Origin of the sequence: Pseudomonas sp. B21-012 (genome assembly GCF_024749305.1) — a bacterium.
In the GTDB taxonomy this organism is placed as follows: Bacteria; Pseudomonadota; Gammaproteobacteria; order Pseudomonadales; family Pseudomonadaceae; genus Aquipseudomonas.
On the sequence record NZ_CP087197.1, the window covers coordinates 1,858,966 to 1,885,081 of the forward strand.

Sequence of the window (26,116 nt, forward strand, 5' to 3'; positions counted from 1 at the left end):
CTTCAGGCCGGGGTGGGGCTGTTGCGCTGCAGGTCGTGCTTGAGCAAGGCGACTGAAGCGGCCAGCAGCACGGCGTCCTTGATCAGGAAGGACGTCGCCCCGCCCATGGCCGGGAACCCGCCAGCACTGTTCTCCCAGCCGCCCGGAGTGGTAACGATCAGGGTCAGGGTGGTGGCGTAGGTGAGCACCGAGCCCAGGGCGCCGATCACCGCCAGCCGTGGCTGCCAGATGCCGGCCAGCAACGCCGCGCCAATCGCCCATTCCGCCACGCCTAGCGCATAGCTGGCGCCGTGGATGCCAAAGGCCAGGTGCAGCCAGGACAGCAACGGGCTGTTGTCGATCAGCGGGATCAGGGCCTGGGCTTCGTAATCGAACCACTTGGCATAGCCAAAGCCGAAGAAAATCAGGATCAGGCTCCAGCGCAGCAGCTGGATGTCCAGGGAGGAGCGGATGAAGCGGTCAAGGTAGGCAGGGCGGGTCATGGCGAGGTCCTGTGGTGGGATGAGGCAGGTATCCTCAAGACGCCGTGACCGCCCTGTTGTTACATCAATCGCGTGCTCAACGCTTGCCGAGGATCTTGCCCAGCAGCTCCGGACGCGGAGCGCCCTGTTGGGTTTGCAGTTGCTGCTGGTCGTCGAGGTAGAAGATCGCCGGGGTTGCTGACAAACCGAGTTCTTCCATGACCGCGAGGTTGGCGTCGAGCTTGGCTTGTACCGCTTCGGGAACCTTGTCCAGGGCCTTGAGGGTACTGGCCTTGCCGGCCTTTTCATGTTGTGCCAGGGCCTTGGCCGGGTCCTTGCTGGCCAGCAGGGCGGCCGATTTGCCCGGGCTGTCTTCGCGGATGATACCGACCATGATGTGCCGCAACTGCACCTTGCCCGATTCGACCCAGGGCCGCGCCTGCTGCCAGAACATGTTGCAGTACGGGCAATTGGGGTCGCTGAACAAGTAGACGATGCGTGGTGCATCGGCCTTGCCGTCGGCGATCCAGGCGGTTTTTTCCATCTTTGCCCAGACCTCCTTGGCCATGGGGGCGTACACCAGTTTTTCCAGCGGCGCCTGGCTCAGGTCCTTGCCTTGCTCGTCGAACAGGCTGCCCACCAGCACATGCTTGCCATCGGCGGTCAGGTACAGCGCCAGGCCGCGGTTCTGGTATTCGGCCGCGTAGCCACGCAGGCCATCGGGGGCGTCGAAGCTGCCTTTGATTTTTGCGCCTTTGGCCTCCAGTTGCTGGATGGCCTTGGGGAGTGTTTCAGCCAGCGCCAGCTGGCTGGTCATCAGGCCCACGGCCAGGGTGAGGGGCAGTTTCAGCAGAGATCGCATGCGACGTTCCTTGTGGGGGATGGGGCGGCAGGCGCGGGCGCGTGCTCGAAAGATTGCAGGGCATGGCTGAGGCTGGCCCGCGACAGCTCGCCAAGATGGCTGCCGACCAGGCGACCCTCGGCGTTATAGAACAAGGTGGTGGGCAGGGCCATGGAGCCGACCTTCTGCGCCAGCTGGCCGCCGCTGTCGAACAGCACGTGGGACAGATTAAGGCCGGTGGTGGCGAGGAAGGTGACCACGGTCTGTGGCGCCTCGCCCTGGTTGACGAACAGGAAGGTGATGTCCGGGTAATCACCCTGGGCCTGTTGCAGCACCGGCATCTCGCGCCGGCACGGCGGGCACCAGGTAGCCCAGAGGTTGATCACCAGTGGCTTGCCGCGGTAGTCGGTGAGCTCGACGGACTGGCCACTGGCCTTGCGCAAGCTCATTTCCGGCAGTTGAGTGCCCTGGTCATACAGGTGGCTGGCCAGGCTGCCGAGCAGCCAGAACAGGCCACCGCTGAGCAGGCCCCAGCCCAGCGGCCGGCGCAGGGCCGGGCGGCGATAGCCGAGGCAGAAGGCGCCGATGGCTACCGCCAGCAGGCCTGGCCAGAGCAGAAAGCCGCCATCGCGCAGGTCGATGACCTGCAGCAGGTCTTCGCGGTACATCGCCCAGTACTGGATGACAAAGCCCAGGCGTGCACTGAGCAGGCCGAGCAGGAACAGGCCGAACAGCACCGACTCGGGGTTGTCGCCGCCGCGCTTGGCGACGCGCCAGCCAACAAGGCTGGCCAGGGCCAGGGCGCAGATCAGCAGCAGGTGGTTCAGGGCCATGGTCAGTGGCCCGAGTGCGACGGTCAGCATCATCCTTGGCTCCGGGTAGCGGCCCAGTGTTGGAGGAAGTTCGCCGCATCGATTTCACCGGTGATGCGCCGGGCCCGGCGCTCGTTGCCCTCCGGGCCGATCCAGATCAGGCTGGGCGGGCCCGGGACCTGGTAGCGCTGCAGCAACTCGCGACTGGACGGTGCGTCGGCGGTCACATCCAGGCGCAGCAGGCGCACGCCGCCAAGCGCCGCCAGTACGTCGGCGCGGGCGAACACCTGTTTCTCCATGACCTTGCACGACACGCACCAGTCAGCATAGTAGTCGAGCATCACCCACTGGCCCTGGGCCTTGGCCGCCTCCAGCTCGCGCTGCAGTTCGGCCGGCTGGCTGACGGTGGTGAAGGCATCATGCGGCACGGCAAGGCCCATTGGCGCGCTGGCGGCGGTGAACGGCTGCAGCGGCTGCCAGGGGTCGTTGCCACCGGCTGCCGCGCCGACGATCAACAGGCTGCCCCACAAGCCCAGCAGCAGCGACAGTGCCCGAAGCGCCCGCATAGCTTGCAAGGCCGGCCACGCAGCCCAGGCCAGGGCGATTAGCCAGGCACCGGCCAGGCCCAGCCACAGCGAAGGCTCCAGCACCGCACGCAGGGTATACAGGGCCATGGCCAGGAAGACGAAGCCGAACAGGCCCTTGACCCGGTTCATCCAGGCGCCCGGGCGCGGCAGGTAGCGGTTGCCGAGGGTGACCAGCAACAGCAACGGCAGGCCCATGCCCAGGCCGAGGGTGAACAGTACCAGGCCGCCATGCACGGCATTGCCGCTCTGGGCGATGTACAGCAGGGCGCCGGCCAGCGGTGCGGTCATGCACGGGCCCATCAGCAGGCCCGACAAGGCCCCGAGCAAGGCCGCGCCGTACAGGTTGCCGCCGCGGGTGCCATTCCCGGCACGCTCCAGGCGGTCGCGGATCCATACAGGTAGCTGCAGCTCGAAGGCGCCGAACATCGGCAGGGCCAGTAGCACGAACAGCCCGGCCAGGGTGCCCAGCAGCCAGGGTTGCTGCAGCCAGGCCTGAAAGCTTGCGCCCAGCAGTGCGGCAACCACGCCCAGGGCGGCGTAGACCAGGGCCATGCTCAGCACATAGACGCTGGCCAGCAACCAGCCGCGGCGGGCACTGGCACCACTGCCCAGTACCAGACCTGCAAGAATCGGCAGCATCGGCAACGAGCACGGGGTGAAGGCCAGCAGCAGGCCCAGGCCGAGGAAGGCCAGCAGGTTCCAGGCCAGGGTCGACTGTTGCAGGCCGCCGGCCAGGGCCTGGTCGCTGGCCTGCGCGGCGGCGCTTGTACCACCCAGGCTGACCACACTGGTTTGTGGCGGGTAGCACAGCCCGGCGTCGGCGCAGCCCTGCCAGCCCATGCGCAGTTCGCCGCTGGCGCTGGCGGGCAGGATCAGCTCCAGCTCGCCACGGTAGACCTGGGTTTCACCAAAGTACTCATCGCTGTGGGGCAGGGCGGGTGGCAGTTGCGGTTGCTGCTCGGAGGCCAGGCCGTCGAATTTCAGGCGTTTCTGGTACAGGTAGTAACCATCGGTGATCTGCCAGTGCAGGCGCATTTGCCCCGATTCCAGGCGTTCGCTGCTGAACACGAAGGCCTTGTTGACCGGCAAAAAATCGCTCTGGGCAAAGGGGTTGGCCTGGCTCAGGCCGCTTAGCAGGAACATCAGGGCAAACAGAAAAACGCGCATGTCGACGCCTTGGCAATGCGATGAAGGGCTCAGCTTGGCCCAGTCCGATTAACCGAAAGTTAACCCGTTGGCTGACGGCTGTCGCCAAGGCCGCGACGGCTGTGGCCTGGCGCGGCATAATCCTGGGTTAATCCGCCTGGGCTTGAATAAGCCTTTTAAGATCGAGACCCGACCATGCACGTACTGCTCTGCGAGGATGATGACCTGATCGCCAGCGGCATCAGCGCCGGCCTGGGCGCCCAGGGCATGACCGTCGACCGGGTGGCCAGCGCCGGCGCGGCCCAGGCCATGCTCCAGGCCGCGGCGTTCGACGTCATGGTGCTCGACCTCGGCCTGCCCGACGAAGACGGCCTCAAGTTGCTGCAGCGCCTGCGCCAGCAGGGCCATGAGCTGCCGGTGCTGATCCTCACCGCCCGCGATGCGGTCACTGACCGGGTCGAGGGCCTGCAGGCCGGTGGCGACGATTACCTGCTCAAGCCGTTCGACCTGCGTGAACTGGCCGCACGTCTGCACACCTTGCTGCGCCGCGCCGCCGGGCGAGCGGTGAACATCATCGAGCATGGCCCGCTAAGCTACGACCCCAGCAGCCGCGAAACCTGCCTGGGTGGCCGCCCGGTCGACCTGTCGCGGCGCGAGCAGGCGCTATTGCAGGCGCTGCTGCACAACCGTGGCCGGGTGCTCTCCAGCGAACAGCTCAAGGACAGCGTCTACGGCTTTGGCGACGAGGTCGAGAGCAACGCCCTGAACGTGCATATCCATCACCTGCGGCGCAAACTGGGCAACGGTATCGTCGAAACCGTGCGCGGCCTGGGTTATCGCCTGGGCCCGGCGCAACTGCCGGAGGAGCCGCAAGCATGACCCTGCGTTTGCGCCTGACCCTGATCCTGGGCACTGCCTTCATCGTCATCTGGGTGCTGGCCGCGGCGTGGATGCTGCGCGACCTGCGCATGCAGATGATGTTCTCCCTCGACCAGCGCCTGGTGGCATCGGCACGCATGGTTGCCGGCCTGGTCGACCAGTTGCCGCAACCGCTGTCGAGCAAGGGCGAGGGCACGCGCCTGAGCGCCGACCAGTTGAGCGTCGACGGCATGGCCTGCCAGGTCAGCTCGCTGCGCGGCGAGATTCTTGCCCGCAGCCACAATAATGAGCAGCCCCTCGACGACCAGCGCAGCGGGTTTCGCGACCAGACCATCGACGGCGCTCGCTGGCGCAGTTTCACCTATGCCCATGGCGATGTGCGCATTACCACCGCCGACCGCCATCAGGAGCGCGAGGCCCTCAACCGTTCGATCCTGCTGGCGGCCTCGGCACCGGTGCTGATGGCCTTGCTCGGCAGCCTCGGCTTGCTGTGGATGGGTGTTGGCAAGGGGCTGGCGCCGCTCAACCGGATGCGCGATGCCTTGCGCCGGCGCAGCCCGGACTCCCTTGAGCCCTTGCAGGTGCGCGGCTTGCCCAGTGAGCTGCAACCCTTGCTGGAAACCCAGAACCAGCTGTTTTTGCGCATTGGCCAGACCATCGAGCGCGAACGGCGCCTGACCGATGATGCCGCCCATGAGCTGCGCAGCCCGCTGACCGCGATCAAAACCCACCTGCAGGTGGCACGGATGACCGACGGCGAGGTGCGCGAGCAGGCCCTTGAACACGCCGAGCAGGGCGCCGATCGTCTGCACCGGACTCTTGAACAACTGTTGCTGCTGGCCCGGGTGGAAGGCCGACTGTCGTTTGAAGACGGCCTGCAATGCAACGCCGAGCAGATCGCCCGCCAGGCAATCCTGGACACCGGGGTCGACAACGCCGGGCGTATCGATCTGCAGTTGGCGCCCGGTGCCGCCCAGCTCTACCTCGGGATGCCCACGCCACTGGCGGTCACGGCCCTGCGCAACCTGCTCGACAACGCCCTGCGTCATACCCGTGGCAGCGAACCGGTGGAGCTGGCAGTGCAGATGGAACAGGACCGGGTGGCATTTTTGGTGCGCGATCACGGCCCCGGTATTCCCGAACAGGACATCGAGCACCTGACCGAGCGCTTCTGGCGCCATAGCCAGAGCGGCGGATGCGGGTTGGGCCTGGCGATTGTCCAGGCGATCGTCCAGCGCTGTGCCGGCAGCTTGCGCTTTGACAGCCGCAGCGATGGCTTGCGGGTGTTGTTGCACATTCCGTTGCGTGCAAACCCGTCGTGACCGGTCAGTGCAAAGCGGCAGTTGAAAAAATCCGCAGCGTTGATGGGCATCGGCTAAATCCGCAGGGCGCTGAAGCGTTTTTCAAGCGATAACAACCCGCACTCCTCTGGCAACAGGCGCGTGACGGGCACATCCGCTTGCTTGCGAGGGTTTCCCAGATGTCAGTCGCTATCAGCCTTGCCCAGGCGCTGCCGGTGTCTTCCACCGCAGACGCTGCTGAAACACTTTATGCATTCAATGAGTCGCCGTTGCTGGCCCGCCAGAGCCTGCAGGAATCCAATGCCCGCAGTTACCCGCGGCGCATTCCGCTGGCGCTCAAGCGCGCCCGTGGCATCTATGTCGAAGACGTCGAAGGGCGTCAGTTCATCGACTGTCTGGCCGGCGCCGGGACCCTGGCGCTGGGGCATAACCATCCGCTGGTGATCGAAGCGATCCAGCAGGTGCTGGCCGATGAACTGCCGCTGCACACCCTGGACCTGACCACGCCGGTCAAGGACCAGTTCGTCCAGGACCTGTTCAGCCTGCTGCCCGAGCAACTGCGCGGCGAAGCGAAGATCCAGTTTTGCGGGCCGACCGGCACCGACGCGGTTGAAGCGGCGTTGAAACTGGTGCGCACCGCTACCGGGCGTAACACCGTGCTGTCGTTCCAGGGTGGCTACCACGGCATGTCCCAGGGCGCCCTGAGCCTGATGGGCAGCCTGGGGCCGAAGAAGCCGCTGGCCGCCTTGCTGGCCAATGGCGTGCAGTTCCTGCCGTACCCTTATGACTATCGCTGCCCTTTCGGGCTGGGCGGCGAAGAGGGCGTGAAGGTCAACCTGCACTACCTGGAAAACCTGCTCAGCGACCCGGAGAGCGGCGTGCAACTGCCGGCGGCGGTGATCGTCGAAGTGGTCCAGGGTGAAGGCGGGGTGATCCCGGCGGACATCGAATGGCTGCGCGGTGTGCGGCGCATTACCGAGAAGGCCGGTGTGGCGCTGATCGTCGACGAGATCCAGAGTGGTTTTGCCCGCACCGGAAAAATGTTTGCCTTCGAACATGCAGGCATCACTCCGGATGTGGTGGTGTTGTCCAAGGCCATTGGCGGCAGCCTGCCGTTGGCGGTGGTGGTCTATCGCCAGTGGCTGGACACCTGGCAGCCGGGGGCGCACGCCGGTACTTTCCGTGGCAACCAGATGGCCATGGCCGCAGGCTCGGCGGTGATCAACTACCTCAAGTCACACGACCTGTGCAGCCATGCCCAGGCCATGGGCGAACGCCTGGCCGGCCATCTGCGCCGCTTGCAGGCGGACTTCGCGCAGTTGGGGGATATTCGTGGCCGTGGCCTGATGCTGGGGGTCGAGCTGGTTGATCCGCAAGGGCAGCTCGATGCCCAGGGGCATCCGCCGGTCTGCCCGCGTCTGGCACCACTGGTGCAGCGTGAATGCCTGAAGCGTGGGCTGATTCTGGAACTGGGCGGGCGTCAGGGCGCCGTGGTGCGTTTCCTGCCACCGCTGATCATTACTGCCGAGCAGGTTGATGAGGTGGCGGCGCGCTTTGCTCGGGCGGTTGCTGCGGCGGTGGCCAGACTGTAAACGGCCCAGGCATGTAAAAGCCCGGGGCAGTGCACCGGGCTTTTTTATGGATCTTCACGCTATCCTGGGGACTATGATTCTTGGGTTGGGTTGAGTTGGGTTGGGTTGGGATGTTGAGGCTGCGAGCTTCCATTCAGTGTGGGGCCGGCAGCAGCGCCACAGCGAATGGATAAGCTCGCGCCCCCCAACCCAGGATTCAGTGAAGAGCCCTTTTTATGGCTCTCAGTCGAACGTGCGACCCGCGCGCCAGTAGCCCATCAGCGTCAGGGCGCTGCGATCCAGCCCGCGCTCGGTGATCAGGTAGCGACGGATATTCATCACCGCTGCCGACTCGCCGGCGATCCAGGCATAGAAGTCGCCGTTGCCGGGTTGAGCCAGTTCCCAGAGGATCTGCCGGTCGATATCGACCTCCTCCAGGGCGACCTTCGCACCTGTGCCCGCTGCGGCTGCCGGTAGGCGCGCCAGCTCGCGGATGGCATGGATCATCGCTTCGCCGTGGGTGCAGTGCAGCACTTCGCGTGGCAGCCAGTTCAGTTCGGTGGCGCGGCTGCAGGTCAGGTCGAGGCAATCGGCTTCGCAGGGGACTTCGATGAACGCCTGTACCGGGACTTCGGGCAGGTCTGCGGCCATCTGCTCAAGGATGCCGGCAATTGCCGGCAGGGCGGTTTCATCGCCGATCAGCAGCAGGTTGCGCAGGTTCTTCGGGGGGCGCCATTCGTAGCCGCCGGGGTCGGCGTCGAAGGCCAGGTTCGGGGCGACCATCTGCAGGCGATCGCCGATGCGTGCCTGGGTCGCCCAGGTCGATGCCGGGCCGTTGACGCCGTGCAGGACGAAGTCGACATCCACTTCCAGTGCCTCGCGGCGCAGGTCGCGGATGGTGTAGGTGCGCATCGGCGGGCTCTGCTCGGCGCTCAGGCCGCGACGCGCTTGCTGCCAGGAACCTTGCTTGGGCAGGTTCGGGTATTGGCCATCGGCAGAGGGAAAGAAGATCTTGATGCGCTGGTCGGCAGCCAGGGTACGCATCTGCCCGACATCCTCACCGCTGAACACGAAGCGGCTGAGGGACGGGCTGAGGGGCATGATGGCTTTGAGCTGCACATCGAACACTCCGTAGGCACTGGTTCTGGCAGGTTTGCCGACCAGCTTGCGCAGACCGTTGCCCAGGGCGTTGGTCAGGGAGGTGGAGGCTGACATGGGCGGTACCTTTTCCAAGGGAGGTTCCTTGAAAACGAAATAGCCGCCGATCGAATTAGCACAGGGCGGCAGTGGTTAAATTTCCCCCTCCAGGAAACGTCCTAGCTTGGATAAAGCCTGCTTCATGGCTGATACGGGTAGGACGATGACGATTTCGCGACGAGGATTCATAGCGGGCCTGGCGGTGGCGGGCGCGACCGTGCCAGCCGCCTATTACGCGCACAAGCAACTGACCCACGATCCACAGGACGACATCGTCACCCCCGGCGAGGCCAGCGTTGAGCTTGCGGATGCCGCTGGCCAGCACTTGGCCGATCAATTGCGCGGCGTCTGGGATTTGCGTTTGAGCGGTGCCGATGGCGAGCTCGCCGGGCTGCCTGTGGAAGGCTTGCAGATGTACCTCGACGTCGCCGCCAAAGGCCGTGGCCTGCGTGGTTTTGTCGATACCGAACTGGTTCTGCGCAGCGACGCCCCGGCCGCCTACCGAGTGCTTGGCGACCTGGTCGGGGCGTCCACCGCCACGGTGCGCTGGCGGCTGATGAGCACCCAGGGCGGGCCGGGTTATGAATGTACCGCGAGCCTGGATGAAGTCTGGGGCAGTTTTGGCAACGCTGGCAGCGCTACCCTCAGTGGCCGCTTGCAACCGCTGGATCGCTCGATGGTCTTGCCCTTGGCCGACAGTCACTTCGTTGCCGTCAAGCGCCTGTTTCCTGAAGCCCGTGAGCGGCTGCCCTATACACCGCAGTTGCAAGCCTGGCTGATCAGCGCCGAGCACCGCTTGTTCCATCAGCTCTGGCACGCGACCCGTGACAAATGGCATCGGCTGTCTGAAGAAAAACACGGTGCCTTGCGTGGCCTGGGCTGGCAGCCCGGCCCGCGTGACAAGGAGCGTGATGCCCGCGGCCCGCGCAAGCATCGCAATGGTTCGGGGGTGGACTTCCTGTTCATGCACCGGCATATGCTCGGTACGGCGCGGTCGATGCAGGACCTGCCGTCGTGGCCGCATTTCCCCTTGCCGCAACCCAGCGTCGAACACGACCGCCAGGGTTTTGCCCGCTATTACGACAACCATGACGGTTACTGTGTACCGCCCGGTTGGCGGGCACCGGGCGACGAGGCTTATGGCGTATGGGTCTCGGCGATCAAGGCCGGCGAGACCTTCTGCAGTAATTTCCAGGTCTGGGAATCGCAGTACCAGGACCCGCTGTACCTGTCGAAGCTGACCCTCGGTGCGTTCGGTTCGGAGCTGGAAATGAACCTGCACGATTGGCTGCACATGTGCTGGGCCTCGGTGCCACGTGATCCGGTCAACGGTGCGCCAGTGCCGTTTGCCCGGGACCCGGCCGATTTTGCCGGGCGCTGGTACGAGGCGGAAAACGACTTTCTCGGCGATCCGTTCTCGTCCCATGTCAACCCGGTATTCTGGGGTTTTCACGGCTGGATCGATGATCGCATCGAGGATTGGTACCGCGCCCATGAGCGCTACAACCCGGGGCAGGTTCGGCGTCTTGAGGTCAATGGCGTGCAGTGGTTCGCCCCGGGGCGCTGGGTCGAGGTCGACGACCCGTGGCTGGGGCCGGTGACCCATGGCTGCAGCACCACGCCGGGGATGTTCCCGGGCAAATCGGTGGAAATGGATGTCGAGATCATGAAGCTGGCTCTGCGCATTACCTTTGGTGAAGACGACAAGATCGGCGACCTGGTGCGCCGGGTGCCGCAGCGGCCCTGGTATGCGCGGCATTTGTCGTTGCGCGGGATTGTGAGCTGATTGGCTGTATTGGGCCTGCTGTGCAGGCCATCGCCGGCAAGGCCGGCCCCACAGGTTTTGTGCAGGCAGATCAATGATTTAGCGAACCACCTGCCATCCGCCGCCCAATGCCTTGTACAGCGCCACGCTGCCTTGCAGGCGGGCCAGGCGCAGTTGCACCTGCTGGTCTTGCGCCTGGTACAGGGTGCGCTGGGTTTCCAGTACGGTCAGCAGGGTCTCGGCACCGGCCTGGTAGCGGCGCTCGGAGAGGGTGAAAGCGATCTGCGCCTGCTGCACTTCCTCATCCTGCGACTGGCGCTGCTGGTCTACTCCGCTGATGCCATTGAGCGCCTTCTCGACATCGGCAAAGCCGTTGATGATGCTGCTGCGGTAATTCTCCAGTAGTTCGTCCTGCTTGGCGCGGGCCTTGTCGCGCTCGGCGCGCAGGCGGCCGTTGTTGAAGATCGGCGCAGCCAGCCCGGCACTCAGGGTGTAGTAGGGGCTGCGCAGCACCTGGGCAAAGGTGTCGGCACCCGAGCCCAGGTCGGCGCCCAGGGTCAGGCTCGGCAGCATTGCTGCGCGGGCAACCTGCACGTCTGCCTGGGCGGCGGCCAGGCTGGCTTCGGCGGTGGCAATGTCGGGACGGCGGCTGAGCAGCTCGCTGGGCACGCCGCTGCCGATCTGCGGCCAGTTCAGGCGGGTAATTGATTCTTCAAGGGCGGGCAGCGCCTGCACCGGCTCGCCGAGCAAGGTTGCCAGGGTGATGCGCGCCTCTTGCAACTGCTGCTCGAACAACGGCACCTGGCGTTGCTGGCCGGCGACCAGGCTGCGTTGCTGGGCCAGTTCCAGAGCGGTGGCCGAGCCAGACTGATAGCGGGTTTCGACCAGGCGCAGGACATCCTCGGCGTTGCTCAGGTTGAGGCGGGCAATACGCACCTGCTCACGCAGTGCCAGGCTCTGCAGGTAGCTGTTGGCAACGCCGCTGAGCAAGGTCAGTTCGACGGTCTGGCGATCGAAACGGCTGGCATCGAGGTTGAACAGGGCGCTGTCACGTGCGGCCGTTTTACCGCCCCAGAAATCCACTTCGTAGCTGGCGCTCAAGCGGGTGCCGAACGAGGTGCTGGTGCGTTCGCGGCTGCTGGCATCGAGTTGGTCGAAGCCGTTGCCATGCAGCAGGCGTTGGCGTCTGGCATCCAGGCCGAACTTGAGTTCAGGCAGCAACGGCGCGCCGGCAATGACCGCCGAGGCCTGTGCCTGGCGAATACGCGCGGCGGCAGCGGCCAGATCGAAGCTGTTGCGCCGGGCGTGTTCGATCAGTTGATCGAGCGCGGGGCTGGAGAACTGCTGCCACCAGTTCTCGTGGGGCAGCGGGGTGCTGGCTGCCTGGCCCTGCCACTGCGCTGGTGCCTGCAGGCCACTCGAAGGTGCAGGGGTGTTTGAGGTACAGGCGGCAAGCACCAAACTGATCGACAGGACACTGAGACGGCTGGGCAGGTTCATGGATTATTCGCTGGTAAGGGCTTTGACCGGGTCGAGGCGGGCGGCTTTGCGCGCGGGCATGAAGCCGAACACCACGCCGGTGACCACCGCGCAGGCAAAGGCGCCAAGCACGGCAGGCAAGGAGAAGGCCACGGCAATATCGGCCAGCAGCAACACGCCGCCAATCAACAGGGCCAGGGCAATGCCGGTGACCCCGCCGACCATCGACAGCAGCACCGCCTCACTGAGGAACTGGCGCAGGATGTCGCGCTGGCGGGCGCCGGTGGCCATGCGGATGCCGATCTCGCGGGTGCGCTCGCGCACCGTCATCAGCATGATGTTCATCACCCCGATCCCGCCGACCAGCAGCGAGATCGCGGCGATCGAGCCGAGCATCAGCGACAGGGTATTCTGCGTGCGCGCTTCGGCCTGGATCAGCGCCGCGTCGTTGGTCAGTTCATAGTCGTGTTTGCCGTTGTGAAGCTTGCGCATCAGGTGGTCGATGGCCGCTTCCGTGTCGGCCACGCGCCGTGAGTCGGCGGCGGCGATGGTCACGTACTCCGGGTTGCGGCTGCCGAACAGGCGGATGGCGGCGGCCGAGTAGGGCACCACGATGCGCTCGTCGCTGTCCTGGTCGCCCGAGCTTGCGCCTTTGCCGGCGAGAATGCCGACCACCTGGAAGGGCACGTTTTCGACCAGGATGTACTGGCCGATGGGGTCGTTACCGGCTCCAAATAGTTTCTCCCGCACCTTCTGGCCGATGACCGCCACGGCTGCCGCGCTCTGTTCATCGGCCTCGGTGAAGAAGCTGCCTTCGACCACCGGCCAATTGAAGATTTCGCTGAAGTAGGTGTTGTTGCCACCCACATAGAACTGCTGGTTATTGTTGCCGTAGCGCACCATCAGCGAGTTGCCGATCACCGGCATGATCATCTTCACCTGCGGCAGGCTGGATACCGCGGCGACATCGTCGAGGGTGATGACCCCGGCCGGTTCACGCAGTGTCGGGGCGCTGCCGCTCAGGTACAGGATGTTCGAGCCGAAGGCTGCCATCTGCGCCATGACCTGGCGCTTGCTGCCTTCGCCGACGGCCAGCATGACCACTACCGAGGCCACGCCGATGACGATCCCGAGCAGGGTCAGGGCAGTACGGAAGCGGTTGATCCACATGATCCGCCAGGCCGCCTGCAGGGCTTCGACCAGCTCGCCTTTCCAGGCGCCGCTGGCGGTGGCGCCGAGGTTCAGGCGCTGGCGCAGGTCTTCGGCTTGCAGGCCGGGAGCGCTGGCGGCGGGAGCAGCAGATTGCTCTGCCGAATCACTGAGCACCAGGCCGTCACGAATCTCGATGACCCGCTTGGCCCGCGCCGCGACTTCGCGGTCGTGGGTAATCAGGATCACCACGTGGCCCTGGCTGGCCAGTTCGTCGAGCAGGGCTATGACTTCGGCGCCGCTCTGGCTGTCCAGTGCCCCGGTCGGTTCGTCGGCGAGGATGATGTGTCCGCCGTTCATCAAGGCGCGGGCGATCGACACCCGCTGCTGCTGGCCGCCAGACAACTGATGCGGACGGTTGCCGGTGCGGCTGGCCAGGCCCAGGCGGTCGAGCAGGGCGGCGGCGCGAGCATGGCGTTCGGCGGCGGGGGTGCCGGCATAGATGGCCGGCATCTCGACGTTTTCCTGGGCCGAGCCCGAGGCGATCAGGTGATAGCCCTGGAACACGAAGCCGAAGGCTTCACGGCGCAACCAGGCCAGCTCATCGCTGTCTAGGTCGGCGACGTCCTTGCCGGCGAAGTAGTAGTTGCCTGAGGTCGGACGATCAAGGCAGCCGAGGATGTTCATCAGCGTCGACTTGCCGGAGCCGGAGGCGCCGACAATGGCGACAAACTCGCCAGGGTGAATGGCCAGGCTGATGCCGCGCACCACTTCAACCTTGGGCGTATCGACACCACCGTAGGATTTGCGGATGTCGCGCAGTTCGATCAGGGGCGTGGACATTCAACCCCCGCTTGCGGCAGGTGCGCCGATCAGCAGGCGCTCGCCCTCGGCAAGGCCGTCGAGCACCTGCACCCGCAAGCGGTCGCTGAGGCCGGTGCGGACCTGGCGCTGGTTGACCTTGCCCTTGCTGTCGAGCACCTGGGCAATGCGCAGGTCATTGCCGTCGGCATGATCATCCAGGGCTGCCACCGGTACGGTGAGCACCTTGCTGGCACGCCCGGCAACGAAGAACACCTGGGTGGTCATCTCTGCCATCAGGGCGTTGTCCGGGTTATCGACATCCAGCAGTACGGTATAGAGCACCACTTTGCTGCTGGCGCCGCTACCACTGGCGCTGGCCGGGCTGCCACCGCCCTGGCTGGATTGATCGAGGGGTTTGGGCGGCACCGGCAGAATTTGCCGCACACTGCTGGTCCAGCGCCGCTTGCCGCCGGCCAGGGTGGTGAAGTAGGCGCTCATGCCCGGTTTGACATGGCCGATGTCAGCCTCGGACACTTGGGCCCAGACGGTCATTGGCGACAACTTGGCGATGCGCAGGATCAGCGGGGTTTGCTGTTGGGCGTTAAGGGTCTGGCCTTCGCGGGCATCGACGGCGACCACGGTGCCGGCCATCGGTGCATAAATGCGCGTGTAACCCAGCTCAGCCTCGTCGCTGCGCAGGCTCGCCTGGGCCTGGCGAATCTGTGCGCGGTACATGTCGATGCGCGCCTGGGTGACCTTCAGCTGGGCCTGGGCGCTTTGCACGTCTTCCTCGCGGGTGGCGCCGCCGGCGGCCAGGTTGCGCTGGCGCTTGAACTGTTGCTCGGCCAGTTGGTACTGAGCCTTCTGCTCATCCAGCTGGGCCTTGAGGTTATCGATCGAGAAACGCCCGGCATCAAGCTTTGCCTGCTGCGTCGAGGGGTCGATCTCAACCAGCAACTGACCTTCCTTGACCTGATCTCCCACCTCGACGTGCAGTTTGCGGATCTGCCCGGAGGCCTGGGCACCCACGTCCACATAACGCCGCGGCTGCAAGGTACCCAGGGCCGTGACGCTGCTTTCGATGTCGGTACGGGTCACGGTAACGGTGCTCAACGGGTCGCCACCGGCGGGCAGGGTTTTCCAGGCGAGCAGGGCGCCCAGGCTGAGCAGGCCGAGGCCACACAACAGCAGGCGACGAGTATTCGGTGAGCGTTTCATGCAGGGTTCCAGCCGGATGGAATGGCCCGTGACATCTCACTGCCGAAGCGGCACGGCAGACACGGGAGGCTCCCAGGTAAACGAGGTGGGGGCCGTGGAATTTACCGGGATCAAGGTCTGATCTTGCTGAGAATAATTATAATTTGTATTATTGCATACTGCCATCATTCAGATCCGCTCAACCACGAGTCAGGGAACCCCCGCAGATGTCGCGGCCAGGTGTTGTGTTGGAAAACTACTATCGCGAACTGGTGAGTTTTCTCTGTGCCCGCCTGGGTAACCGGCAGGCGGCTGAAGACGTTGCCCACGATGCCTATATCCGCGTGCTCGAGCGCAACGGTGAAGACGATATCGAGCATCCACGGGCGTTTCTCTATCGCACCGCTCTGAATCTTGTGATCGATGGGCATCGACGTGGTTTGCTGCGCCAGTCCGAGCCGCTTGAAGTGCTCGACAGCGATGAGCGTTTCTTTACCCCCGCGCCATCCCAAAGCATGGATCTCAATCAGCGCCTGGACCTGATGCAGCGCGCCCTGGCCGAACTCAGCCAGCCTTGTCGCGAGAGTTTTCTGCTGCGCAAGCTTGACGGCCTGTCGCACCCGCAGATCGCCGAGCGGCTGGGCATCTCGCGCAGTGTAGTGGAGAAACATATTGTTAACGCCATGAAACACTGCCGGCTGCGCATGCGTCAGTGGGAATCGCAGTAACCGGCCAACGTCGAAAAAATGTGAAAATTCCGTCATGGCCTTGCTTGATTTATGGCGATTTCCCGACAACTATCAGTAAAGACCCTCTCTCTGGCGAAGTGCCCGCCAATAGCCTGCAATTGATGATCTGGCGCAGTATGGTCAAGGAACGTCTCTAACGCTCTCTGCCTTGGTCATGACGATGCCGAACAAATCGCTGCGGATCCTGATTGCCGACGAACACCCGATGCAGTTGCTGCAACTGGAACGGATGCTCAATGGCATGGGCTATTACCGCATAGCCCCGGTCGAGAGCTTCGAGGATCTGCAACGCCTGGTGCAGAGTGCACTGCAACCGTTCAACCTGCTGCTGGGCAACATCGACCTGGCCAGCCATGCCGGCGTTGATCTGGAGCGGTTCTGCCGGGTCAATCCGCTGATCCAGCACGCCTTGCTGTACGAATCGCAACACTTGAAGATCCCCTCGATTCCCGACAACCAGCGCCGCGCGGTGAATGTCAGCCTGTCCAAGGTTCCGGACAACGAGACCATCCAGTCCTTCATGCATATCATTGACTCGCCGCAGGTGATCGGCCATTTGCCGGGCATCCCCGAGCGCACCGCCAGGCCGGCGTACAACCCACGGCGAATGGACCTGGCCCAAACCGCGTTTTGCCGCCAGTCCTGAAGCCGCGCTGGGTGTGGCCGGGTAGCTTTTGCTATCCTCTTGCGTTTGCCCTGGTGCGCCCGTCGCACCGGCACTCGATCACTTGCGGATAACCCTATGACGGCCACTGACCCTGCGCGCTCGCTGCAGCTATCGCGCAGCGACCACAAGACCCTGAGCCTGGCGGCCCTGGGCGGGGCGCTGGAGATCTACGACTTCATCATATTCGTGTTCTTCGCCCTGACCCTTAGCCAGTTGTTCTTCCCACCGCAGATGCCCGAATGGCTGCGTTTGCTGCAGAGCTTCGGGATTTTTGTAACCGGTTATCTGGCGCGGCCGCTGGGCGGCATCCTGATGGCCCATTTTGCCGACCACCTGGGGCGCAAACGGGTGTTCAGCCTGAGCATCCTGATGATGGCCTTGCCGTGCCTGCTGATCGGGGTGATGCCCACCTACGCCGATATTGGCTACGCAGCGCCGCTGATCCTGCTGGCCTTGCGCATCCTTCAGGGGGCCGCGGTAGGGGGCGAGGTGCCGAGCGCCTGGACCTTCGTCGCCGAGCACGCCCCGCCCGGGCGCCGCGGTTACGCCCTGGGTTTCCTGCAAGCAGGGCTGACCTTCGGTTACCTGCTCGGCGCCCTGACTGCCACGGCCCTGGCGCAGCTGTTCAGCCCCCAGGAAATCCTCGATTACGCCTGGCGCTACCCGTTCCTGCTCGGCGGCGTATTCGGCGTGATCGGCGTCTGGCTGCGCCGCTGGTTGAGCGAGACACCGGTGTTCCTGGCCTTGCGCGAGCGCCGTGAGCAGCCGCCGGCTTTCCCCTTGCGCACCGTGTTGCGTGAGCATCGCCGGGCGCTGATACCGGCAGCGCTGCTCACCTGCGTGCTGACCTCGGCGGTGGTGGTGCTGGTGGTGATCACCCCGACGGTGATGCAGCAACGCTTCGGCATGAGTGCCGGGCACACCTTCGCCTTGAGCAGCATGGGCATTGTTTTTCTCAATATCAGTTGTGTGCTGGCCGGCTTGCTGGTGGACCGAATCGGCGCCTGGCGGGCCTTGATGATCTACAGCCTGCTGCTGCCCTTGGGCATCGCCGGCCTTTACGCCAGCCTGGTGGCTGGCTGGGGCTGGACCGGGCTGGCCTATGCCATTGCTGGCCTGTCTTGTGGCGTGGTGGGGGTGGTGCCATCGGTGATGGTCGGCTTGTTCCCGGCGCAGATTCGCGTCTCGGGCATTTCCTTTACCTACAACATTGCCTACGCCCTGTGGGCGAGCACCACGCCATTGCTGCTGATCGCCCTGATGCCGTGGAGCCCATGGGTGTGCGTGGGCTTCTGCCTGGTCATGGGTGTGGTTGGCTTGCTTACGGCACTGTACTTTGGCGCACGCGAAGCGGTGCCCTTCGAGGATGAGGCGGTGCGCTGCTGAGTTCATCTGCTGTGACAATGGTTCCCTGCTGCCTGGGCGTTGATCGGGCAGACTCCAGCGCTCGGCAAATGGATCAACCCATTTGCCAAATTAAACCTACTAGGTTAATTTGCTCATGGAGAAAGGCACGCCTCATTGCAGGCTTTCGACGGTCAGGGCGCTGGCGGGTCTACCTGAAACTGACGGTCATCGATGATGTGCTCATCGTGTCCTTCAAGGAGTTGTGATAATGAAATGTCCAGCCTGTGGCGCGGCCGAGCTGGTCAGTGCCAGGCGCGATCTGCCGTACACCTACAAAGGTGAGACAACCCGGGTGACTGATGTTGTCGGGGATTACTGCCCTGCCTGCGCTGAGAGGGTGCTCAGTGATACAGAGTCGCGGCGTGTCAGTGCGGCGATGCTCGCTTTTAATCGGCAGGTCAATGCTGCGGCTGTCGACCCGCAATTTATTGCTGCCGTACGCAAGAAGCTGGCACTTGATCAGCGGGAAGCAGCGGAAATATTTGGCGGTGGGGTCAATGCATTTTCCCGTTACGAAAACGGCAAGACCAAGCCCCCCCTGGCCCTGGTCAAACTGCTCAAGCTTCTTGATCGCCACCCTGAGTTGTTCGAAGAAGTCAGAATGGCATGACACAAGCGTAAAAAAGCCCCCTGGCCACAACGGCGAGGGGGCTTTTTTAGGCCGGCTGACTTACATGTTCGGGTAAGTCGGGCCGCCGGCGCCTTCCGGGGTGACCCAGGTGATGTTCTGCGAAGGGTCCTTGATGTCACAGGTCTTGCAGTGCACGCAGTTCTGGGCGTTGATCTGGAAGCGCTTGCTGCCGTCTTCCTGGCTGACTACTTCGTACACGCCCGCCGGGCAGTAGCGCTGGGCCGGTTCGTCGTACAGCGGCAGGTTGGTGCCGATCGGGATGCTCGCGTCAGCCAGTTTCAGGTGGCACGGCTGCTCTTCTTCATGGTTGGTGCTGGAGAGGAACACCGAGCTCAGCTTGTCGAAGCTCAGCTTGCCATCCGGTTTTGGATAGTCGATTTTTTTCGAGTCGGCCGCCAGCTTCAGGCAGGCGTAGTCCGGCTTGGTGTCGTGCAGGGTGAACGGCAGCTTGCCACCGAACCAGTTCTGGTCGAGGTAGTTGAACGCCGCGCCGAGCATCGGGCCGAACTTGTGCATGGCCGGGCCGAAGTTACGGCTGGAGAACAGCTCGTCATACAGCCAGCTGGCTTTGAACGCTGTAACGTAGCTGTTGAGTTGATCGCCGCCTTCACCACCTGCCAGCAGGGCTTCGGCCACCGCGTCGGCGGCGAGCATGCCGGATTTCATGGCAGTGTGGCTGCCCTTGATTTTGGCCACGTTCATGGTGCCCAGGTCGCAACCGATCAGGGCGCCGCCGGCGAAGACCATTTTCGGCAGCGAGTTCAAGCCACCTTTGGCCAGGGCGCGGGCGCCGTAGCTGATGCGCTTGCCGCCTTCGAGGTACTGGCTGATCACCGGGTGGTGTTTCAGGCGCTGGAATTCGTCAAACGGCGACAGGTAGGCGTTGGAGTAGGACAGGTCGACGATCAAACCTACGACTACCTGGTTGTTTTCCAGGTGATAGAGGAACGATCCACCGGTGTTTTCCTTAGCCATGACATCCAGCGGCCAGCCTGCGGTGTGCACAACCAGGCCTTGTTCGTGCTTGGCCGGATCGATTTCCCAGATTTCTTTCAAGCCGATGCCGTAATGCTGGACGTCGGACTCGCTGTCGAGGTTGAAACGCTTGATCAGCTGTTTGCCGATGTGGCCACGGCAGCCTTCGGCGAACAGCGTGTACTTGCCGCGCAGCTCCATGCCTGGGGTATACAGGCCTTCTTTCGGGTTGCCTTCACGGTCGACGCCGAGGTCGCCGGTGATAATCCCGCGGACCACGCCGTTTTCGTCGAACAGGGCTTCCTGGGCGGCGAAGCCCGGGTAGATCTCGACGCCCAGGTTCTCCGCCTGCTGAGCCAGCCAGCGGCACAGGTTACCCAGAGAGATGATGTAGTTGCCTTCGTTGTGCATGGTCTTGGGCACGAACAGGTCAGGGACCTTGATCGAGCTGCCAGCATCCTTGAGCACATAGATGTCGTCGCGTTTGACTTCGGTGTTGAGCGGGGCGCCGAGCTCTTTCCAGTCCGGGAACAGTTCGTTCAGGGCGCGAGGTTCGAACACCGCACCGGAGAGGATGTGGGCGCCGACTTCCGAGCCTTTCTCGACCACGCAGACGCTGATTTCGTTACCGGCTTCGGCGGCCTTCTGCTTCAGTCGGCAGGCGGCGGACAGGCCAGCCGGGCCAGCGCCGACAATGACCACGTCGAATTCCATGTATTCGCGTTCCACAGGTTCTCTCCTACTCAAGGCTCATCGGTTTTTCTTTGTTGGCGGGTGTCAGGCGGTCATTTTTCAGACGCTCGGGCTGTAGCTCGAGCGATGACGGACTACACCGCTTTCTCTTGGCCGCGCATTATATCTACACCACTCGCGGGGTCCAATACAAACGTTTGTTTGAATTTGCCGCAGGCCAGTAAAATCAAAGAAGCGCGGCTTGAAGCTGACCGGTTTGCCGTATTGACCGGATTGGGCGTTACGGTCAAGATACGAGCGGTTTTGCGCTCGCCGTAGGCTGACCGCAGGATGCAGGAGCACCCCTAAAAACCAGGCGAAAAGCAGGGCAGTTACGCCACAACCCGCTTTGTAGTGGAGTTTACACGCCACGACAAATAATGACCCACGGGTTTTGCAACTGACAGGCCGAAACGAGACCGCTGGGTCAGGGTTAAATTCGTCCACCTGTGATCGTTTTTAGAGGTGCCCTTGTACCCACGCGCAATCGCCGGGTTTGCCCCAGGCGACATTCTTTTCACCGGAGAGTAACGAGGAATCCATGAAGGTTCTTGTAGCTGTCAAACGAGTGGTCGACTATAACGTCAAGGTTCGCGTCAAGGCGGACAACTCCGGCGTCGACCTTGCTAACGTCAAGATGTCCATGAACCCCTTCTGCGAAATTGCCGTAGAAGAAGCCGTGCGCCTGAAAGAGAAGGGCGTTGCGAGCGAGATCGTCGTCGTTACCGTCGGCCCGGCCACTGCCCAGGAGCAACTGCGTACTGCCCTGGCACTGGGTGCCGACCGCGCCATCCTGGTCGAATCGGCTGAAGAGCTGACTTCGCTGGCTGTGGCCAAGCTGCTCAAGGCAGTGGTCGACAAAGAACAACCGCAGCTGGTGATCCTTGGCAAGCAAGCCATCGACAGCGACAACAACCAGACCGGCCAGATGCTGGCTGCACTGAGCGGTTACGCCCAGGGCACCTTCGCCTCCAAGGTCGAGGTTGCTGGCGACAAGGTCAACGTTACCCGCGAAATCGACGGCGGCCTGCAGACCGTTGCGCTGAACCTGCCAGCCATCGTCACCACCGACCTGCGCCTGAACGAGCCGCGCTACGCGTCGCTGCCGAACATCATGAAGGCCAAGAAGAAGCCGCTGGAGACCGTTACTCCAGACGCGCTGGGCGTTTCCACCGCCTCTACCAACAAGACCCTGAAAGTCGAAGCGCCGGCTGCCCGCAGCGCCGGTATCAAGGTCAAGTCGGTTGCTGAACTGGTCGAGAAACTGAAGAACGAGGCGAAGGTAATCTAAATGACTATCCTGGTTATCGCTGAACACGAAAACGGTGCCGTTGCCCCGGCCACCCTGAACACTGTTGCTGCTGCCGCCAAGATCGGTGGCGACATCCATGTGCTGGTCGCAGGCCAGAACGTCGGTGGCGTCGCTGAAGCCGCGGCCAAGATCGCTGGCGTTGCCAAGGTCCTGGTTGCCGACAACGCCGCCTACGCTCACCAGCTGCCAGAAAACGTCGCGCCACTGGTAGCCGAGCTGGGCAAGGGCTACAGCCATGTGCTGGCTCCTGCCACCTCCAACGGCAAGAACATCCTGCCGCGCGTTGCTGCGCTGCTGGACGTCGACCAGATTTCCGAGATCATCTCGGTTGAATCGGCTGACACCTTCAAGCGTCCGATCTACGCCGGTAACGCCATTGCCACCGTGCAATCGAACGCTGCCGTCAAAGTCATCACCGTCCGTGCCACCGGCTTTGACGCCGTTGCCGCTGAAGGTGGTTCGGCTGCCGTTGAAGCTGTCGCTGCTGCCCACGACGCAGGCAAATCGGCCTTCGTTGGCGAAGAGCTGGCCAAGTCCGACCGCCCTGAGCTGACCGCTGCCAAGATTGTCGTTTCCGGCGGTCGTGGCATGCAGAACGGTGACAACTTCAAGCACCTGTACGCCCTGGCCGACAAGCTCGGCGCTGCCGTCGGTGCTTCGCGCGCTGCGGTCGACGCAGGTTTCGTACCCAACGACATGCAGGTCGGTCAGACCGGCAAGATCGTTGCACCACAGCTGTACATCGCCGTCGGTATTTCCGGCGCGATCCAGCACCTGGCCGGCATGAAAGACTCCAAAGTGATCGTTGCGATCAACAAGGACGAAGAAGCGCCGATCTTCCAGGTGGCCGACTACGGCCTGGTGGCTGACCTGTTCGAAGCCATCCCTGAGCTGGAGAAGCTGGTTTAATCCAGTCGCTTCACTTATAAAAGAGCCCGGTCCGTTGGGGCTGTGCAGGCCTGCCTTGCACAGCCCGGCAGATCGGGCTTTTTCATTCTGGCGAGAAAGTAGGGAGTGGTTGCATGGGATGGCGTGGCCGGATAAATACGGCGCTGGTGTTCGCTGCGGTGCTGATGCCGTTGCAAGCGTGGGCGGTGGGCAAGTGCGAGCGGCTGGTGGCCACCGGCAGCCCCGATGCGCCGCCGTACTCGTGGCGCGATCCGCAAGACCCCAAGCACCTGATGGGCGCCAACGTCGACCTGTTCAGGCAGGTAGCCAGCGAGCTGGGCCTGAAGGTTGAAGTCCTCGACAGCGGCAGCCGCAGCCAGGCCCTGGAAGAGGTGCGCAGCGGTCGTGTCGATTTGCTGATCGATTCACCCTTCGCGGTGGCCGAGCTGACTACGGTCGACTTCGTCCATCCCTCGCTGCTGAGCAACGAATACGTGGTGTGGACTCGCCACGATTCGCCGCTGGTCTATAACACCCTGGCCGATTTGCACGAGCATCGCGGCAGCGTCTCGGAAAAAGCGCGCATGACCCCGGAATTTACTGCCTACGCCAAGAGCCAGTTGCAGCTGGCACCTTCGCAGAATCTGACCCAGGACTTCCAGAAGTTGCTGCTCGGTCAGGTCGACTATGTGCTGGCCGGGCGCTACGCCGGGATGGCCATGGCTCAGGCCCTGGGCATGAACAACGAGCTGATTGCCCGCGGCTTGCCTCTGGATCGCCCGGGCCTGTACCTGGCGCTGTCGCATAATTCGGCATGCAATGACGCCTGGTTGCGCGGACAACTGGCAAAAAAGCTGACAGAATTGCCGGCCTCCGGCGTGTCCCAGGCGGTGCTGCAACGTAATGTCGAACGCTGGAAAGCGCAGATGCAGGCGCCGCTGGATGCCCCTAAACAGTAGGAAGATTGCGTGAGAACTCATCCATTATTCGCCGCTCTGGCACTGCTGGCCCTGGCCGGATGTGCCAATGACCCGGCCCCGAATGAACAGTTGCGCCTGTCCGAGCAGGCACTGGAGCAGGCCAAGGCGGTGGGTGCCACCGACGAAGTGGCAGAGCTGAAGCAGGCCGAAGAAAAACTGGCTCGGGCCCGAGTCAACATGACCAGCGAATCCTACCGTGACGCGCGCATGCGCGCCGAGCAGGCCGAGCTGGACGCGCGCCTGGCCGAGGCGCGGGTGCTGACGGTCAAGAGCAAGGAGCAGCTGGACTTGCTGCAATCGCGGGTCAATCGCCTGCGTAAACAGTTGGGGGAGCAGCGGTGAGTTCGATCAAACCATTGGCAGCACTGTTGTTGGTCGGTGTGGTCGGCCTGCAGGGCTGCGCCAGCCAGCGCAGCGAGACGGCGCTGGACGAGGCCACGGCCAAGTTCCAGACGGTCAAGGACGATTCCAACGTTTTGCGCAGCGCGCCGCGTGACGTGATTCGTGCCGGTGAATCGCTGGCCCGTGCCGAGCGCCTGTCCAGTTATCTGGGGACCGGCGCCGATGTGCGCCATTACGCCTACCTGAGCCAGCGCTACAGCGATATTGCCCGCGAGCACAGCAATCTGGTGCTCAACCAGGAACGCCTGGCCAAGCTTGAGCTTGAGCGTCAGCGCCTGCAGCTGGCGTTGCGTGAGGCCAAGCTTGCCAGCGTGCAGCAGCAGGGCAAATGGCTGGAAGCGCAGATCGTCAGCCTGGCCACCGAGCAGAGCGACCGTGGCTTGGTGATGACCCTGGGCGACGTGCTGTTCGACACCGGGCATGCGGAGCTTAAAAACTCGGCCAGCCGCACGGTGCTCAAGCTGGTGCAGTTCCTCCAGCTCAACCCCAAGCGCATTATCCGTATCGAGGGTTATACCGACAGCACGGGCGCGCCTGAGGATAACCTTAAATTGTCCCGGGATCGGGCTCAGGCGGTAGCCGATATGCTGATCGACCTGGGTGTGGATGAAAAGCGCATCGAGGTCGAGGGCTATGGCGACCAGTATCCGGTCGAGGCCAATGCCTCGGAGCGGGGCAGGGCGCAGAACCGTCGGGTCGAGATCGTCTTTTCCGACGACAAGGGCAAGCTTGGCGCGGCGCGCTGAGTAATGGATGAAGAAACCCGGTGAGTGTTCCTCTCCGGGTTTTTTATGGCTCTTCAGGGGCTTGGGTTGGGTTTTTGAAGCTGCGGGCTTATCCATTCGGTGCGGTGCGGCTGCCGGCCCCTTCCGCCTTTACGGCGGCCTACTTTTCTCTTGGTGTATGGACCGGACACATGGTGGACACATGTGCGGGGACATGGTTGACACATTATCGCTTGCCATCCGGGTTGTTGAAATCGATGGTTCTCAGCTTGCGGTGGCAGAAGTAGACGTCGAAGTGATCAGGTCCCTTCTCGCTCGGGCGCAAAGCCAAAATGTGGCCCACCAGCGCTTTTGCTATCCGGAATGAGCGCTTCCTGAAGCGGAACTGACTATCGTAGGGTTTGACTAGGATATCTTCGGGTCCGTATTCAAAGGTTGGTACCCGGCTTGGAAACGGCCGTGTGCTCATCTGGTAGCGCTCCCTCGGTACTTGGTAGTCCAACTGCTGGTGGGGTCGCTTGTAGTTGTAGACGCCACGCCACAGGTCGAACGCCTCCTGCGCCTCCCGCAAATCACGGAAGGTGCGGTCCCTGAGCACCTCTGTCTTGAGCGTTCGGTGGAAGCGCTCGTCTTTACCGTTGGTCTGTGGGTGCCCTGGCCGGCTGAAGGTCAAGCGTATGCCCAGACGCACTATCCAGATCCCTAGTGGCGTCAGCTCTCCAGGGTTTCGTGGTGCCCCCCAGGGCGCGCCATTGTCTGCGTTGATCTGCAGGGGAAGGCCATACCGCCTGAACAGATCGGTCAGGTGCTCCTGGACCAATTCGGTTCGCTGATGCGCACAGGCTTGAATCGCCAAGTTGAAGCGCGAGTGATCATCGATCAACGTCACGGGTAGCACGGCCCCTGACCTGTCTGGAAGAAGCCTTTGAAGTCGATCTGCCAGAGATCATTAGGAGCCTCGCGTTCATAGCGTTTCCACGGCGTAGCTGCAGCACTGGCTTCGGAGGTGATCAGCCCGTGGCGATGCAGAACATTGGTGACGGTACTGGCGCAAATGCGCTGACCCAGTAGATGCCTGATCTTGCGGCCACCCCAGGCAGGGTGCTCCTTGCGGATGGCGATCACTTCTTTCTCAAGCCCACGATCCGTCAGCCTAGGGCTGCTGGCAGGTTTTCTGGATCGTTCCAAAAGGCCTGCCGCACCCTCCTGCCGGTAGCGGTTAAGCCACTTGTAACCTGTCTGGGGACTGATACCGAAGCGTCGGCACAACTCCCTGACATTGGCGTCTGGGTGATTGGCCAGATGAACGAACTCTTCTCTCAAGCTCATGGCGTCTCTCGCGTTCCAAGGCATGGTCGAATTCCCGGCAGGTTTGCTTGCCGAAAAGTGTCAACCATGTCCCCGTACACCTGTCCACCATGTGTCCGGTCCATACACCAAGAGAAAAGTAGGCCGCCGT

Annotated in this window: 22 protein-coding genes and 1 pseudogene; 13 read left to right on the top strand and 10 right to left on the bottom strand. The window is 63.2% G+C overall.

Annotation, left to right across the window (positions count from 1 at the left end):
• Positions 1 to 2: 2 nt before the first annotated feature.
• The 4 genes from LOY37_RS08535 to dsbD form a co-directional block, all read right to left on the bottom strand.
• Complete coding sequence (locus tag LOY37_RS08535) at positions 3 to 482, bottom strand: YkgB family protein (protein WP_045200489.1); 480 nt, start codon at positions 480 to 482, stop codon at positions 3 to 5.
• A gap of 76 nt (positions 483 to 558) precedes the next feature.
• Positions 559 to 1,323, bottom strand: a complete 765-nt coding sequence (dsbG, locus tag LOY37_RS08540) for a thiol:disulfide interchange protein DsbG (protein WP_045200491.1) — start codon at positions 1,321 to 1,323, stop codon at positions 559 to 561.
• Complete coding sequence (locus LOY37_RS08545; protein ID WP_045200576.1) at positions 1,308 to 2,165, bottom strand: TlpA disulfide reductase family protein; 858 nt, start codon at positions 2,163 to 2,165, stop codon at positions 1,308 to 1,310. The genes dsbG and LOY37_RS08545 overlap by 16 nt, the downstream gene beginning before the upstream one ends.
• Positions 2,165 to 3,868 carry a protein-disulfide reductase DsbD gene (gene dsbD / locus LOY37_RS08550; RefSeq protein ID WP_258597112.1) on the bottom strand — a complete coding sequence of 568 codons (1,704 nt, stop codon included), beginning with the start codon at positions 3,866 to 3,868 and terminating at the stop codon, positions 2,165 to 2,167. The genes LOY37_RS08545 and dsbD overlap by 1 nt, the downstream gene beginning before the upstream one ends.
• 174 nt (positions 3,869 to 4,042) lie before the next feature.
• Here dsbD and LOY37_RS08555 point away from each other — a divergent pair, with 174 nt between their 5' ends.
• From LOY37_RS08555 to LOY37_RS08565, 3 genes are all read left to right on the top strand, one after another.
• Entirely contained in the window at positions 4,043 to 4,726 is a 684-nt protein-coding gene (locus tag LOY37_RS08555; protein WP_045200496.1) for a response regulator transcription factor, read from the top strand.
• Positions 4,723 to 6,048 (top strand): ATP-binding protein, encoded by a 1,326-nt coding sequence (locus LOY37_RS08560; protein WP_045200499.1) that lies wholly within the window; start codon positions 4,723 to 4,725, stop codon positions 6,046 to 6,048. The genes LOY37_RS08555 and LOY37_RS08560 overlap by 4 nt, the downstream gene beginning before the upstream one ends.
• A 158-nt stretch (positions 6,049 to 6,206) precedes the next feature.
• Positions 6,207 to 7,619: an aspartate aminotransferase family protein gene (locus LOY37_RS08565; protein ID WP_093385389.1), complete on the top strand. Its 1,413-nt coding sequence runs from the start codon at positions 6,207 to 6,209 to the stop codon at positions 7,617 to 7,619.
• Positions 7,620 to 7,841: 222 nt separating this feature from the next.
• Here LOY37_RS08565 and LOY37_RS08570 read toward each other — a convergent pair whose 3' ends face one another.
• The gene (locus LOY37_RS08570; protein ID WP_258716639.1) at positions 7,842 to 8,813 is read right to left on the bottom strand and encodes a siderophore-interacting protein; all 972 of its coding nucleotides are present in this window, start codon (positions 8,811 to 8,813) and stop codon (positions 7,842 to 7,844) included.
• A 145-nt stretch (positions 8,814 to 8,958) separates the two neighbouring features.
• Here LOY37_RS08570 and LOY37_RS08575 point away from each other — a divergent pair, with 145 nt between their 5' ends.
• Positions 8,959 to 10,581 carry a twin-arginine translocation signal domain-containing protein gene (locus tag LOY37_RS08575; RefSeq protein WP_213602012.1) on the top strand — a complete coding sequence of 541 codons (1,623 nt, stop codon included), beginning with the start codon at positions 8,959 to 8,961 and terminating at the stop codon, positions 10,579 to 10,581.
• A gap of 78 nt (positions 10,582 to 10,659) precedes the next feature.
• On the opposite strand, the gene LOY37_RS08580 is transcribed toward LOY37_RS08575, so the two are convergent.
• Genes LOY37_RS08580 through LOY37_RS08590 form a run of 3 tightly spaced genes read right to left on the bottom strand, consistent with a single transcriptional unit; the run spans position 10,660 to position 15,210 of the window.
• A complete protein-coding gene (locus LOY37_RS08580) occupies positions 10,660 to 12,060 on the bottom strand; it encodes an efflux transporter outer membrane subunit (protein WP_258716640.1) in 1,401 nt (466 codons plus the stop codon).
• A 3-nt stretch (positions 12,061 to 12,063) separates the two neighbouring features.
• Complete coding sequence (locus LOY37_RS08585; protein ID WP_258716641.1) at positions 12,064 to 14,031, bottom strand: MacB family efflux pump subunit; 1,968 nt, start codon at positions 14,029 to 14,031, stop codon at positions 12,064 to 12,066.
• Positions 14,032 to 15,210 (bottom strand): efflux RND transporter periplasmic adaptor subunit, encoded by a 1,179-nt coding sequence (locus LOY37_RS08590; RefSeq protein WP_213602007.1) that lies wholly within the window; start codon positions 15,208 to 15,210, stop codon positions 14,032 to 14,034.
• Between the two features lie 227 nt (positions 15,211 to 15,437).
• Between LOY37_RS08590 and LOY37_RS08595 the strand changes: the two genes are divergently transcribed.
• The 4 genes from LOY37_RS08595 to LOY37_RS08610 all read left to right on the top strand — a co-directional run bounded on the left by LOY37_RS08595 (position 15,438) and on the right by LOY37_RS08610 (position 18,622).
• Entirely contained in the window at positions 15,438 to 15,917 is a 480-nt protein-coding gene (locus tag LOY37_RS08595) for a sigma-70 family RNA polymerase sigma factor (protein WP_093387632.1), read from the top strand.
• A 181-nt stretch (positions 15,918 to 16,098) separates the two neighbouring features.
• Positions 16,099 to 16,584 carry a hypothetical protein gene (locus LOY37_RS08600; protein WP_045200513.1) on the top strand — a complete coding sequence of 162 codons (486 nt, stop codon included), beginning with the start codon at positions 16,099 to 16,101 and terminating at the stop codon, positions 16,582 to 16,584.
• Positions 16,585 to 16,680: 96 nt separating this feature from the next.
• Positions 16,681 to 17,991: an MFS transporter gene (locus LOY37_RS08605; RefSeq protein ID WP_258716642.1), complete on the top strand. Its 1,311-nt coding sequence runs from the start codon at positions 16,681 to 16,683 to the stop codon at positions 17,989 to 17,991.
• A 229-nt stretch (positions 17,992 to 18,220) separates the two neighbouring features.
• Positions 18,221 to 18,622, top strand: coding sequence for a type II toxin-antitoxin system MqsA family antitoxin (locus tag LOY37_RS08610; protein WP_258716643.1), 402 nt, complete (start codon positions 18,221 to 18,223; stop codon positions 18,620 to 18,622).
• A 60-nt stretch (positions 18,623 to 18,682) separates the two neighbouring features.
• Here LOY37_RS08610 and LOY37_RS08615 read toward each other — a convergent pair whose 3' ends face one another.
• Positions 18,683 to 20,347, bottom strand: a complete 1,665-nt coding sequence (locus LOY37_RS08615) for an electron transfer flavoprotein-ubiquinone oxidoreductase (protein WP_045200520.1) — start codon at positions 20,345 to 20,347, stop codon at positions 18,683 to 18,685.
• 544 nt (positions 20,348 to 20,891) lie between these two features.
• Between LOY37_RS08615 and LOY37_RS08620 the strand changes: the two genes are divergently transcribed.
• From LOY37_RS08620 to LOY37_RS08640, 5 genes are all read left to right on the top strand, one after another.
• On the top strand, positions 20,892 to 21,641 hold the full coding sequence (locus LOY37_RS08620; protein ID WP_010224703.1) for an electron transfer flavoprotein subunit beta/FixA family protein: 750 nt from the start codon (positions 20,892 to 20,894) through the stop codon (positions 21,639 to 21,641).
• Entirely contained in the window at positions 21,642 to 22,571 is a 930-nt protein-coding gene (locus tag LOY37_RS08625) for an electron transfer flavoprotein subunit alpha/FixB family protein (RefSeq protein WP_045200521.1), read from the top strand.
• A gap of 113 nt (positions 22,572 to 22,684) precedes the next feature.
• Complete coding sequence (locus tag LOY37_RS08630) at positions 22,685 to 23,509, top strand: ABC transporter substrate-binding protein (protein WP_258716644.1); 825 nt, start codon at positions 22,685 to 22,687, stop codon at positions 23,507 to 23,509.
• A 9-nt stretch (positions 23,510 to 23,518) separates the two neighbouring features.
• The gene (locus tag LOY37_RS08635; RefSeq protein WP_045200525.1) at positions 23,519 to 23,872 is read left to right on the top strand and encodes a DUF4398 domain-containing protein; all 354 of its coding nucleotides are present in this window, start codon (positions 23,519 to 23,521) and stop codon (positions 23,870 to 23,872) included.
• The gene (locus LOY37_RS08640) at positions 23,869 to 24,678 is read left to right on the top strand and encodes an OmpA family protein (protein ID WP_045200527.1); all 810 of its coding nucleotides are present in this window, start codon (positions 23,869 to 23,871) and stop codon (positions 24,676 to 24,678) included. The genes LOY37_RS08635 and LOY37_RS08640 overlap by 4 nt, the downstream gene beginning before the upstream one ends.
• Before the next feature lie 205 nt (positions 24,679 to 24,883).
• On the opposite strand, the pseudogene LOY37_RS08645 reads toward LOY37_RS08640, so the two are convergent.
• Positions 24,884 to 26,010: pseudogene (locus tag LOY37_RS08645) on the bottom strand (IS481 family transposase).
• Positions 26,011 to 26,116 lie beyond the last annotated feature (106 nt).